The sequence below is a fragment of the Streptomyces sp. NPDC004788 genome, assembly GCF_053601115.1.
Genome location: NZ_JBSGBF010000057.1, coordinates 39,752 through 51,153 on the forward strand (window position 1 = coordinate 39,752; position 11,402 = coordinate 51,153).

Genomic DNA, 11,402 nt, shown 5'->3' on the forward strand with positions numbered 1-11,402 from the left:
ACGAGGAGGTGTGGAGCACATGCGCAGGAGTGCCCAGGAGTTGAGCTCGCGTACTGATCTTTGCCACCTCCTCACGACGGAGACACCTTGTCCCTTCGCATCACCCCACTGACCGACCCCGCTCACGGGCCGCACGGGCGGCGTCTTGCCTGGTTGGCGTCGGACGCGGATTCCATCCCTGCCGGGACGGCCTTTCTGCGCCTGTTCGACGGCGGACAGGAGCACCTGGCCGAGCTCGACCTCCGGGTTCACCCCACGGAGCGCCGCAAGGGCGTCGGCTCCAGGCTCCTCGACATCGCCGTGGCCACGGCCCGGGACAACGCCCGGCGCTGCGTGGTCGCGCAGGCGGAAGCCGGATCGCCCGGCGACCACTTCCTGGCGGCGCGCGGTTTCCGCAAGGTCCTCACCTTGAGGTTCACCCGCTTGCCACTGGCCGACGTGGATACCGCGGTCCTCGACGAGATCATCGAGCGTCCGCATCCCGGCTACCGGCTGATGTCATGGCGGGGAACCGTCCCCGACGACCTCGCCGAGACGTTCGCCGCCTCACGCCGCGCCATGGACGACATGCCCCTGGACGACAGCGACTCCGGCACCCTGACCTGGGACGTGGAGCGCGTACGGGCCGCGGCGAAGGCCGTCGAACAGCGCGGCGACCACCTGCACACCGTCGTCGCCGTCGACGCCTCCAACGGCTCGATCGCCGGGTTCACCGAACTCGTCGTCCCCGGCGACGGCGCAGGTGACGGCCAGCACTACGGCACCGGTGTGCTGCCCGAGCACCGTGGACACGGCCTCGGCCGATGGATGAAGGCCGAATCGATCCGACAGGCCCACCGGGACTATCCGGAGCTCGGTGGCCTCCTGACCGACACCGCCGACAGCAACACGCACATGAGACGGATCAACGACCGTCTCGGCTACACACCCACGCACACGACACACCAGCATCAGCTCGACCTCTAGCGGAGAGCGGACGGGCCGGACCGGGGCATCACCCCGCCCGGCCCGCCCGTTCCCCCTCCGCGTCCGACAGATCACCGCGTTCTTCCCGCCCCTGATGCCGAGACGGTGCCGAAGGCCCGGAGCGTGTCGGCCGGATCACCGGGGCGGCCTCGCAGGGAGGCGTCCAGGAAGGCGAGGGTGGCCGCGGCGACGACGCGCGGGCTCTCGGTGCGGCCCAGGGTGCCGACGATCGAGGGCACCGGCGGCAGGTAGAGCGGGCCGTCCATGAAGGTGAGGTGCCCGGCGCCGGGGACGGTGAGCCGGTAGCTCGTCGCGGTGTTGTGCGCGAGGGCCTCGGTGAGCCGGGGAACGTAGCGCGGGTCGGTGCCGGCGGTGATCTCCTGGGTGAGCGCGAGCGCCGGCTGCTCGAGGGCGGGCGTGGTGGGGCCGTGGGGGTAGCCGTCCAGGTCGACGACGGCGTCGAACCGGCGGTCCTGCCGGGCCGCCTGCAGGGCGGCGGCTCCGCCCAGGGAGTGGCCGGCCACCGCGGCGCGGCCGGTGTCCAGGCGTCCGGTCAGCGGGTCGGCGGTCGCACCGCGGTCCAGTCGCTCCAGTTGGGTGAGGACGAAGCCGAGGTCGGCGGCCCGGACGGCGGTCCAGCCGGCGGCCAGCTCCTCGTCCCTGTCGCGGTCCCCGGAGGAGGCGGTGGTGGCCCGGATCGTGCGGCCGTCGGCGAGGACGACGACGGCGGAGTCGTACGGGTGGTCGAGGGCGGCGACCAGGTAGCCGTGGCTGGCCAGCTCCTCCGCCCAGGCGGTGTTCTGGGACCGCACCCCGCCCGACCCCGGGGAGAAGAGGACCACCGGGAACCGTTCTCCCCCGCCGGCCACCGGGGCGTCGACGACCGCGCGGCTGCGGGCCCTCGGGACGCCGTCGACGAGAAAGCCGGGCAGGCCGGCCTCGCCGGCGAGGGCCTCGGAGACGGTCCGCGCCTCGTCCTGCGTGCGTCCCAGGTACTGGGCCCGAGGGACGCCCGCAGGGCTCTTCCGCGCCGGGTACCAGAGCTGGACCACGACCGTGCGCCGGTCGTCCGGATCGGCGGTGAAGCTCTCGGGGCGGAGCGGGTCGGTCCACTGCACCACCCGGGTGCCGACCGCGAAGTCGCCCGTCGGCTCGGGGAAGACGGGCACGGGGAAGGCCCAGGCGGCCACCGGGCCGGTGGCGATCAGGCCGGCGCAGGCCAGCGATCCCGGCAGGGCCAGCCACCAGCGGGGCCGCCGCGCCGGCCGACCGGTACGGCGCCGCAGCAGGGACGGGAGGGTGAACGCCGAGGCGACGGCGGCGCCGGCCAGAACCGGCAGCATCTGCCAGCGGATCCCCACGATGCCCAGCACGATCGCCGACGGTACGAGGACCGCCCCGGCCGCGACGGTGCCGGGCCGGCGGGCGGCCGGCGGGAGCCAGCGCGCCAGCAGCAGCGCGACGGCGCCCAGCAGGACGAGGACTTCCGGAAGGGACAGGGACAGCCCCGGGATGGTTTCGGTCACCCGGCCATGCTCGTCGCCGGGCCCGCGCCGCCGCATCGGCCTCCGGGGCGCCGCCGACTGCGACCGGGGTGGCGACCGGCGTGGGCCGCGGTGCGCCCGGAGTCGCAACCAGGACGGGCCGCCGTGCGCCCGGAGTCGCAACCAGGGCGGCCTGCGGTGCGACCGGAGCGGCAACCGGGACGGGCCGCCCTGCGACCGGAGTCGCAACCAGGACAGGCCGCCGTGCGACCGGAGCGGCAACCACGGCGGCCTGCGGTGCGCCCGGGGTGGCCACCGGGCACCCCGGACCGGCGGCGGCCTGCGACCGCGGGAGGTGGCGGGTCTCCTCCTGTGGTCGTACCCCTGCCTGGTGCGCTCCGACGCCGGGCTCATGTGCGGGCGCGGACCCGCGGCCTAGGCTGCGGCTGTACGCGGTGGCGGCCCCGGCGGGCCGCCACGACGGCCGATCGGCGGAGAGGTGTGACGGTGCGCCACCGGGACCGGGTACCGCCCCTGGTGTGGGACTCAATCCTGCCGGCGCTGCTCCTGCTCGACGTCGTGGCCACGTACCGGGCCCGGGAGCTGCCGGTGGCGGCGGCGCTCACCGCCGCCCTGGCGCTGCCCCTGGTGTGGCGGCGCCGGGCCCCGCTCGTGGTGTTCGCCGCCGTGGTGGCCGCGGCCTTCGTCCAGTGGCTGGCCGATGTCCAACTGCCCGCGGACGTCGCCGTGCTGGTGGCCCTGTACACGGCGGCCGCGCACACGGGCCGGCGCGGCACGCTGCTCGCCGCCGCCGTCGTGGAGGGCGGGGCCGTGCTGGCCTGCCTGCGCTGGGCATCGAACGGCGCGTTCCTGACCCCGTTCGTCGCGCTCTCCGCGACGGTGGTCGCCGCCGCCGTCCTCGGGGTGAACGTGCGGACCGGCCGGGCCTACCTCGCCGCCGTGCAGGAGCGGGCCGAACGGCTGGCGCTGCACCAGGAGCAGCAGGCGCTGCTGGCCGTGGCCGAGGAGCGGGCCCGGATCACCCGCGAGATGCACGACATCGTCAGCCACAACCTGTCGGTCATGGTCGCGCTCACCGACGCCGCCGTCCACGCGCAGCCCAGGTCCCCGGAGCGGGCCACCGCCGCGATGCTGCGGATCTCCGAGACGGGCCGACAGGCCCTCACCGACATGCGGCGCTCGCTGGGCGTCCTGCGGGCCGACGAGCCGGACGCCGAGCGGCACCCGCCGCCCGGCATCGCCCAGCTGGAGGCGCTCGCCGACCAGATGACCGCCGCCGGGCTGCCGACCGGCCTGGAGGTCCGCGGCGGCCACGCCCATGTGCCGGCCACCGCACAACTCACCGTCTACCGACTGGTGCAGGAAGCGTTGACCAACGCCCTCAAGCACACCCCCGCCGGTACCCGCGCGACGGTCCTGGTCGAGTGCTCGGCCGGGAGCGTCGGCATGGAGGTCACCGACAGCGGCCCCCGGTCGGCGACGCCTCCCGCCGCCGCACCGTCCGGCCACGGCATCCCCGGCATGCGCGAGCGCGCGGCCGCCTACGGGGGGACGCTGCGGGCCGGACCGCTTCCGAGGCGGCGGCTGGGGTGTGCGGACCCGGCTCCTGCTGGGCAGCGGCGGGAGGGGCACCGCATGACGATCCGCATCCTGATCGCCGACGACGAGGCGCTGCTCCGGATGGCCTTCGGCACGGTCCTGGAGACCCAGCCCGACATGGCGCCGGTCGGCGAGGCCGCGGACGGAGCCGAGGCCGTCCGCCTCTCCCGGGAGCTGCGGCCCGACGTCGTACTGATGGACGTCCGGATGCCCGGGACCGACGGGATCGAGGCGACCCGGCAGGTCGTCGAGGTCTCCCCGGGGAGCAGGGTGCTGATCCTGACCACCTTCGACCTGGACGCGTACGCCTTCGCCGCGCTCGGCGCCGGGGCCTCGGGCTTCCTGCTGAAGAACACCCGGCCCGAGGAGCTGCTCACCGCGATCCGCAACGTCGCGGCGGGCGACGCGGTGCTCTCCCCTCGGATCACCCGGCGCCTGCTGGAGGACTTCCGTCCGCGGCTCGCCGACGGGGGCACCGCCGTCCGCGACGAGCGGCTCGACCGGCTCAGCGCCCGGGAGCGCGAGGTGCTCGTCGAGGTCGGTCGCGGCCTGTCCAACGCCGAGATCGCGGCCGCCCTGCACCTCGCGGAGGCGACCGTGAAGTCCCATCTGGGGCGGATCCTGCTCAAGCTGGAACTCCGCGACCGGATCCAGGCCGTGGTGTTCGCCCATGAGAACCGCCTGCTCCCCCCGGCCTGACGCCGACCGGGACCTCGGAAGGCCGTGACAGCGGGACGCCGTGTGAGCGGGAGGCCGTGACGGACCCCGACGGTAGCCCCCGGCCCCCGGCCGAAGGCCGGGCACCGAAGCCGTGGGACCACCGGGCGTCAGACGATGACAGCCGAACGGCGCTCCACGAGGACGACGTCGCGCCAGACGCCGTGGTGGCGGCCGATGCGCTCGCGGGTGCCGACGGCGCGGAAGCCGGCCCGCTGGTGGAGGGCGAGACTGGCGGTGTTCTCGGGGAAGATGCCGGACTGGACGGTCCAGATGCCCGCCGCCTCGGTGGAGGCGAGGAGGGCGGTCAGCAGGGTCAGGCCCACGCGGCGGCCTCGGGCGTCGGGGTGGACGTAGACAGAGTGCTCGACGACACCGGCGTAGGCACAGCGGTCGGAGACCGGTGTCACGGCGGCCCAGCCGAGCACGCGGCCGGCGCTGTCGCCGTCGTCCAGGGCGACCAGGCGGTGCTCGGGCGACTTGGCCGCGTCGAAGGCCTGCCACGTCGGGGCGGCGGTCTCGAAGGTGGCGTTCCCCTCGTCGATGCCCCGCTGGTAGATGGCGAGGACCTGATCCGCGTGCTCCGGCCCCATGGGTGCGACGCGGATCCCCGGCCCGGACGCGGGGGCGGAGGGAGAGGCGGGGGTCATACGCGGGCCTCGACGCCGAGTTCGGTGAGCAGGCCGCGGACGCGGCGCTCGATCTCGTCGCGGATGGGGCGCACGGCCGCGACACCCTGGCCGGCGGGGTCGTCGAGCTTCCAGTCGAGGTAGCGCTTGCCGGGGAAGACGGGGCAGGCGTCGCCGCAGCCCATGGTGATGACGACGTCGGACGCCCGCACCGCTTCGGTGGTGAGGACCTTCGGGGTCTCGGCGGAGATGTCGATGCCGGCTTCGCGGAGGGCTTCGACCACGGCCGGGTTGACGGTGTCCGCCGGGGCGGAGCCCGCCGAGCGGACCTGCACGCGATCGCCGCCGAGGTGGGTGAGGAAGGCAGCGGCCATCTGGGACCGCCCGGCGTTGTGCACGCAGACGAACAGGACTGAGGGGGTGGCGGCGTTCATGAGGTCAGGACGCTTTCTGCGGCGACGGGGTTACGGGCAGGGGCCGGGCGGCGGCCGAAGGTGATCGCGACCAGGGCGAGCCCGACGGCGGCCCCGAGCAGCTGGGCCGCGACGAACGGGGCGACAGAGGCGGGGGCGATCCCGGCGAAGGTGTCGGTGAAGGCGCGCCCGATCGTCACCGCCGGGTTGGCGAAGCTGGTGGAGGAGGTGAACCAGTACGCCGCGCCGATGTACGAGGCCACGAGGACCGGGGCCAGGTGGGTGCGGCCCGCGCGGGTCAGCCCGAAGACCAGCCAGACCAGCCCGGCCGTGGCCACGGCCTCGGCCAGCCACAGGTGCCCGGCGAACCGTTCATGCGTGGAGAACTCCACCAGCGGCCGGCCGAACATCGCGTCCCCGAGCACCGCGCCGGCGACCGCCCCGGCGATCTGGGCGGGCACGTAGGCGGCCACTTCGCGGAGCGCGAGGCCGTCGCCGTCGTACCAGGCGGCGATCGTCACGGCCGGGTTGAAGTGCGCGCCGGACACCGGCCCGAGCAGGGCGATCAGCACGCCCAGGCCGAAGACGGTCGCCAGACAGTTGGCGAGGAGCTGGAGGCCGACGTCCTGGGTGAGTCCGGTGGCCTGGATGCCGGAGCCGACCACCACGGCGACCAGCGCGGCCGTACCGATCCCTTCGACGGCCGCCCGCCGTATCAGCGGTACCCGGGCGCTCACGCCGGGGCCTTCGCCGACGCGCCGGGGATCTGCAGCAGTGCGGACAGCTGGGACAGGGCGTCGGGCAGCACCCAGTAGTAGACCCAGGTCCCGCGCCGCTCGGAGCCGACGAGACCGGCTTCGCGCAGCACCTTCAGATGGTGGGAGATGGTCGGCTGGGACACGTCGAACGGGCCGGTCAGGTCGCAGACGCACGCCTCGCCGCCCTCGTGGGAGGCGATCAGCGACAGGAGTCGCAGCCGGACGGGATCCCCGAGGGCCTTGAACATCCGCGACAGCTCGATCGCGGCCTCGTCGCCCAACGGCTCGCGGACCATCGGCGCGCAGCACACCACCGTCTCGTCGTCGTCCTGCCCGACCAGAGGCAGCAGACCAGCTTGTTTCGACATGCCTCAATATTGACAGCCATCGATCCCGGTGGCAACGTCTTCTGTATCGACAGACGTCGATACAAGCCGCTCCCCAAGGGAGACCCGCCATGTCCCGTGTCCAGCTCGCCCTGCGCGTCGCCGATCTCGAAGGTTCGATCGCCTTCTACGCCAAGCTCTTCGGCACCGAACCCGCCAAGCGCCGCCCCGGCTACGCCAACTTCGCCGTCACCGAGCCCCCGCTCAAGCTCGTCCTCATCGAGGGCGAGCCCGGCGAGGACACCCGCCTCGACCATCTCGGCGTCGAAGTCGCCACCGCGGCCGACGTCACCGCCGCCACCGACCGCCTCAAGGGCGCCGGCCTGGCGACGTTCGAGGAGAACGACACGTCATGCTGCTACGCCCTCCAGGACAAGGTCTGGGTCACCGGCCCCGGCAGGGAGCCCTGGGAGGTGTACGTCGTCAAGGCCGACGCCGACACCCTGGAGAAGGCCGGCACCGCCCCGGGCACATGCCGCGCCCTCAGCGCGAGCCGGAGCCGCGACTGAACCAGCCGCTGAACTCCCGCGCCCCGGCCGCGGCACCAGCCTTCGCCAGCACTGTCTCCGCTGCCGCGCGCCAGGTCCCCGCGTCGGCTCGGGGCGGCGGAACGAACGGCCCGCGCCCGGCGGCTTCGGCGGCCGCGCCGAAGAAGTCACCGCCCTTGCGCTTGGCGTCGTCCGTGCCCCAGGACCGGCCGCCGCCGTGGGCGGGGGCCTTCTGGAGATGGGGAATGTGCTTGGCGCAGTGGATGTACGCCTCGTCGACGGCGATCTCGACCCACACCAGGGCCCGCCGGCCGGGCACCGGGTCGACGGCGAGCCCGGCGTCGGGGTGGGCGCGGCGCATCTCGTCGTCGGCGACCACCCTGGCCCGGCCGTTGACGTGGAGGCCGATGCGGTCACGGAGGAAGTCCACGATCAGGACGCCGACATGCGGGTTCTCCTCGATGTTGCCGAGGCTGGCGTGGACGCCGTTGCCCCGGTACTCGGGGTAGGCGAGCGTCCTGTCGTCGAGGACGTGGAGGAAGCCGGGCGGGCCGGCGCGGAAGGTGCTGTCACAGGCTCCGTGACGGTCGGCGGTGGCCAGGAAAAACATTTCCTGTCGGGCCGTGAACTCGCGCATCCGGGGGTTCAGCCGGTCGAGGACCTGCTCGGCGTAGAACCGGTCGGCGCGTTCGGTGGTGCCCAGGCGCCACTGGACGAGGTGTTCTCCGTCGCTGCCCGGCCGGGTGGTGCGCAGGGGTGCCGTCCGCCGTTCGGTCTGCTCGAAGGTGCTCCGGTCCTGCTGGAAGGTGCTCTGGTCGTGTGGGAAGGTGCTCACGTCGTTGCCCCGGCCAGTTCCTCTAGGGAGTCGTGTCGTATGCGGTGCGTGGGGATGCCGACGCCCACCAGGGCCTCGACACCGTGGCGGATCATTCCGGGCGGGCCGGACAGATAGGCGTCGTGGGTGTGCCACGGGCCGTGCTCGCGGATGGCGTCGGGCAGTCCGCCGGAGGGCAGGCCGCCGGGGGCGTCGTCCAGGACGGGCCGGACCGAGAGCCAGGGGTGCGACTGCCGGAGCCGGAGCATCGTCTCGATGTCGTACAGGCCGTGGTTCTCCCGGGCTCCGTAGAAGACGTCGACGGTACGGCGCCTGCCGTGCCGGGCGACGTCCTCCACGAGGGCCTTGATGGGTGCGATGCCGGTGCCTCCGCCGAGGCACAGCAGCCCGTTGTCGGTGGTGTGGTCGACGGTCATGGAGCCGGCGGGGGGACCGAGCCGGATGACATCGCCCGGACGGGCGCGGCGCACGAGGGCGGTGGAGACCCAGCCCGCCGGGACGGCCTTGACGTGGAAGGAGAGCAGCCCGTCGGAGCGGGGCGCGGAGGCGAAGGAGTAGTGCCGCCAGACGCGCGGCCACCACGGGGTCTCCAGCGCGGTGTACTGCCCGGCGAGGAAGGGGTACGGCTGGTCCGGCCGGACCGTGACGACCGCGATGTCCGGGGTCCGCGTCTCGTGGGCGACCACCTCCGCCTGCCACCAGGCGGGCGAACGGAGTTCGTCCTCGGTCGCCGCGTCGATCATGACCTGCGAGATCGTGGTGTAGGCGGCCACCCAGGCCGCCTCGGTCCTCGGCCCCCAGACGGACGAGGCGTAGCGGGTCAGGGCCCCGATCAGGGCTTCGCCGACGGCGGGGTAGTGCTCGGGGCGGGTGCCGTACTTGCGGTGCCCGCGGCCGAGGTGGGTGAGGTACGTGGTCAGGGTGGCGGGGTCGTCCGCGTGGGTCGCGGCGGTGAGCAGCGCCTTGAAGAGGCGGTCCCTCTGGGTGTCCATCGCCACGGGGAAGAGCTCCCGCAGCTCGGGGTGGCGGAGGAAGAGCAGGGCGTAGAAGTACGAGGTGACCTGGTCGGCGACCGGCTCGATCTCGGCCATGGTGCGGCGCAGCAGGGCCGCGTCCGACTCGTCCGACGGACCGCTCCCCGACGGACCGCTCCTCGCCGGGCCGCCCGCAACCGGGCCGCCCGCAACCGGACCGGCCGCAACCGGACCGGCCGGCGTGCGGAGCCCCTGGGGCTGAGGTGGCCTTCGCCTGAACCAACCCGCGCCTTCGCCTGCTCCGTCGGACGACGGAGTGGTCGGAATTCCCATCGGTGTGCCTCGCCTCGAATTGCCTCGCCTTCACGCCCACCCGTTTGAGGGCGGCCCGACCATACATCGGCCGTCCGAATGGGCGGGACAGCCGCGACAGACCACCCCCTGAATCCGTTTGCCCAGCTCAGATACGGATTACCAACGAGTTCGACAGGTACGTATGCACGTTCGACGAGCTGCCGGCGGCGAATCCCCGACGGAAAAGTCACGCGACCATCAGAACTCCTCCATAACCCTCCTGAAGAAATTCTCCTCGGTGACCGACGTTCTTGGACGCGACGAGGCGGCTCGCCCCCCGCCCGCCTCGGCGGGCCGGGCGCGGGCCCGGGCGACGGCCTCCCGTCATACCGGGTCGCGTGTTTTCGGCCATTCGGCGTACGTACGTACTTTCCCCGATGCGTGGACACGGCCCATCCACGGAGAGTGAAGCCCTGGCACACGCCCAACTTTCCGCCATGCCACGGGGGTACCGATGCGCTACGAACTGCTGGGACCGCTGCTCGTCTCGGACGACACCGGCGTTCATCACTCCTTGAGCGCTCCCAAGATGGAGATGACACTGGCCACCCTGCTGATCTCCGCCGGGCGCGTCACCACCAAGGAACAGCTCGCCGCCGAACTGTGGAGTACCGCCCCGCCCCGCCGGGCCTCGGCCGCCGTCCACGTCTACCTGTCCCAGTTGCGCAAGTTCCTCGCCGCCGCCGGGGACCACGAGGGCACGGCCATCGTCACCAAGCAGTCCGGATACGTCCTGCGGCTCGACGGCGCGGGCTTCGACGTCGACGACTTCCAGGAGCTGATGCGCACGGGACGCGCGCATCAGCACGCCGGCCGGTACGAGGAGGCCCTGGAGGCGTTCGAGGGCGCGCTGCTGCTCGTCCGCGGCCCGGTGCTCGACGGGACCGCCGAAGGACCTGCGCTGTCGGCGTTCGCCACCTGGGTGGAGGAGGAACGCCTTGACTGCCTGGAGCTGTCCGTCGAGGCGCGCACGGCGCTCGGCCGGCACCGGGAGGTGATCAGCCTGCTGACGGGGCTGATCGCCCAGTACCCGCTGCGCGAGTCCTTCTACCGGCAGTTGATGCTCGTGCTGTACCGCTCCGACCGGCAGGCCGAGGCGCTGCGCGTGTACCGCTGCGCACAGCGGGTCCTACGGTCCGAACTGGGCCTGGAGCCCTGCCGGTCGCTGCGCCGGCTGCACCAGGCGATCCTCACCTCCGACCGGCTCCTCGACCTTCCGATGGCGGGCTGACCGTGATCCGGGCCGAAGAGGAACAGGACATCTGGTTCCGGCGGTTCCACCCGTCCCCGGACGCCGGTGCGGAGCTGGTCTGCTTCCCGCACGCGGGCGGTTCGGCGGCCTACTGGTTCGGCCTCTCCCGGCTGCTGACGCCGGACGTCGAGGTGGCGGCCGTGCAGTACCCGGGGCGGCAGGAGCGGTACCGCGAGGAGCCGGTCGGCGACCTCCATCTCCTGGCCGAGCGGATCGCGGCCGCGCTGCCCGCGCCGGGCACCCGCCCACGGCTCTTCCTGGGCCACAGCATGGGGGCCTCCCTCGCGTACGAGGTGGCCGTCCGCCTGGCGCGCCGCACCGGCGGCGGGGCCGCCGGCCCCCCGGGGAGGGGGGGGCGGCCGCCCCACCGGCCCCCCCCCCGGGGGGCCCCGCGGGGCCGCCCCCGCGGCCAGCGGGGGGGGGGGGGGGGGGGTAGGAGTTGCAGGTTTTGTGGTTCCTGCGGGGGGGGGGGGGGGGGGGGGCGGGGGGGGGGGGGGTGGGGGCGAGGGTGGCGGCGGCGGTCAGC

12 protein-coding genes and 1 pseudogene are annotated in these 11,402 nt (G+C 73.7%); 6 read left to right on the plus strand and 7 right to left on the minus strand.

Going from position 1 to position 11,402, the window contains the following annotated elements; translation table 11 throughout:
* The first annotated feature begins 87 nt into the window (after positions 1–87).
* Positions 88–966, plus strand: coding sequence for a GNAT family N-acetyltransferase (locus tag ACWEJX_RS23660; RefSeq protein ID WP_451609403.1), 879 nt, complete (start codon positions 88–90; stop codon positions 964–966).
* 71 nt (positions 967–1,037) lie between these two features.
* Here the strand turns inward: ACWEJX_RS23660 and ACWEJX_RS23665 are convergent, their stop codons facing one another.
* Positions 1,038–2,492, minus strand: a complete 1,455-nt coding sequence (locus tag ACWEJX_RS23665; RefSeq protein ID WP_451609404.1) for an alpha/beta hydrolase family protein — start codon at positions 2,490–2,492, stop codon at positions 1,038–1,040.
* Positions 2,493–2,498: 6 nt separating this feature from the next.
* Here ACWEJX_RS23665 and ACWEJX_RS23670 point away from each other — a divergent pair.
* Positions 2,499–4,028, plus strand: a pseudogene (locus ACWEJX_RS23670) (DUF7134 domain-containing protein); the annotation flags it as partial.
* 78 nt (positions 4,029–4,106) lie between these two features.
* On the plus strand, positions 4,107–4,769 hold the full coding sequence (locus tag ACWEJX_RS23675; protein WP_451609415.1) for a response regulator: 663 nt from the start codon (positions 4,107–4,109) through the stop codon (positions 4,767–4,769).
* A gap of 128 nt (positions 4,770–4,897) precedes the next feature.
* Here ACWEJX_RS23675 and ACWEJX_RS23680 read toward each other — a convergent pair whose 3' ends face one another.
* From ACWEJX_RS23680 to ACWEJX_RS23695, 4 genes are read right to left on the minus strand one after another with little or no spacing between them, the layout of a single operon-like run.
* On the minus strand, positions 4,898–5,380 hold the full coding sequence (locus ACWEJX_RS23680; protein ID WP_451609405.1) for an N-acetyltransferase family protein: 483 nt from the start codon (positions 5,378–5,380) through the stop codon (positions 4,898–4,900).
* Between the two features lie 53 nt (positions 5,381–5,433).
* Positions 5,434–5,850 carry an arsenate reductase ArsC gene (locus ACWEJX_RS23685; RefSeq protein WP_451609406.1) on the minus strand — a complete coding sequence of 139 codons (417 nt, stop codon included), beginning with the start codon at positions 5,848–5,850 and terminating at the stop codon, positions 5,434–5,436.
* Complete coding sequence (locus tag ACWEJX_RS23690) at positions 5,847–6,566, minus strand: aquaporin (protein WP_451609407.1); 720 nt, start codon at positions 6,564–6,566, stop codon at positions 5,847–5,849. The genes ACWEJX_RS23685 and ACWEJX_RS23690 overlap by 4 nt, the downstream gene beginning before the upstream one ends.
* Positions 6,563–6,955 carry an ArsR/SmtB family transcription factor gene (locus tag ACWEJX_RS23695; RefSeq protein WP_451609408.1) on the minus strand — a complete coding sequence of 131 codons (393 nt, stop codon included), beginning with the start codon at positions 6,953–6,955 and terminating at the stop codon, positions 6,563–6,565. Before ACWEJX_RS23695 ends, ACWEJX_RS23690 begins: the two co-directional genes overlap by 4 nt.
* An 89-nt stretch (positions 6,956–7,044) precedes the next feature.
* Between ACWEJX_RS23695 and ACWEJX_RS23700 the strand changes: the two genes are divergently transcribed.
* Complete coding sequence (locus ACWEJX_RS23700) at positions 7,045–7,482, plus strand: ArsI/CadI family heavy metal resistance metalloenzyme (protein ID WP_451609409.1); 438 nt, start codon at positions 7,045–7,047, stop codon at positions 7,480–7,482.
* Here the strand turns inward: ACWEJX_RS23700 and ACWEJX_RS23705 are convergent.
* Together ACWEJX_RS23705 and ACWEJX_RS23710 are read right to left on the minus strand one after the other, a co-directional pair.
* Positions 7,457–8,215, minus strand: coding sequence for a pyridoxamine 5'-phosphate oxidase family protein (locus ACWEJX_RS23705; protein ID WP_451609416.1), 759 nt, complete (start codon positions 8,213–8,215; stop codon positions 7,457–7,459). The two genes, ACWEJX_RS23700 and ACWEJX_RS23705, sit on opposite strands and share 26 nt — an antisense overlap.
* A gap of 77 nt (positions 8,216–8,292) precedes the next feature.
* The gene (locus tag ACWEJX_RS23710) at positions 8,293–9,603 is read right to left on the minus strand and encodes a globin domain-containing protein (protein ID WP_451609410.1); all 1,311 of its coding nucleotides are present in this window, start codon (positions 9,601–9,603) and stop codon (positions 8,293–8,295) included.
* A gap of 475 nt (positions 9,604–10,078) precedes the next feature.
* Here ACWEJX_RS23710 and ACWEJX_RS23715 point away from each other — a divergent pair, with 475 nt between their 5' ends.
* Together ACWEJX_RS23715 and ACWEJX_RS23720 are read left to right on the plus strand one after the other, a co-directional pair.
* Positions 10,079–10,855: an AfsR/SARP family transcriptional regulator gene (locus tag ACWEJX_RS23715; protein WP_451609411.1), complete on the plus strand. Its 777-nt coding sequence runs from the start codon at positions 10,079–10,081 to the stop codon at positions 10,853–10,855.
* A gap of 2 nt (positions 10,856–10,857) precedes the next feature.
* Positions 10,858–11,402: thioesterase II family protein (locus tag ACWEJX_RS23720; RefSeq protein WP_451609412.1), on the plus strand; the 545-nt coding region annotated here is incomplete at its 3' end.

Coding starts and splice junctions, on each gene's coding strand:
- ACWEJX_RS23695 (WP_451609408.1), bottom strand. CDS start 6,955: ATGTCGAAACAAGCTGGTCTGCTGCCTCTGGTCGGGCAGGACGACGAC.
- ACWEJX_RS23710 (WP_451609410.1), bottom strand. CDS start 9,603: ATGGGAATTCCGACCACTCCGTCGTCCGACGGAGCAGGCGAAGGCGCG.
- ACWEJX_RS23675 (WP_451609415.1), top strand. CDS start 4,107: ATGACGATCCGCATCCTGATCGCCGACGACGAGGCGCTGCTCCGGATG.
- ACWEJX_RS23715 (WP_451609411.1), top strand. CDS start 10,079: ATGCGCTACGAACTGCTGGGACCGCTGCTCGTCTCGGACGACACCGGC.
- ACWEJX_RS23685 (WP_451609406.1), bottom strand. CDS start 5,850: ATGAACGCCGCCACCCCCTCAGTCCTGTTCGTCTGCGTGCACAACGCC.
- ACWEJX_RS23680 (WP_451609405.1), bottom strand. CDS start 5,380: ATGGGGCCGGAGCACGCGGATCAGGTCCTCGCCATCTACCAGCGGGGC.
- ACWEJX_RS23700 (WP_451609409.1), top strand. CDS start 7,045: ATGTCCCGTGTCCAGCTCGCCCTGCGCGTCGCCGATCTCGAAGGTTCG.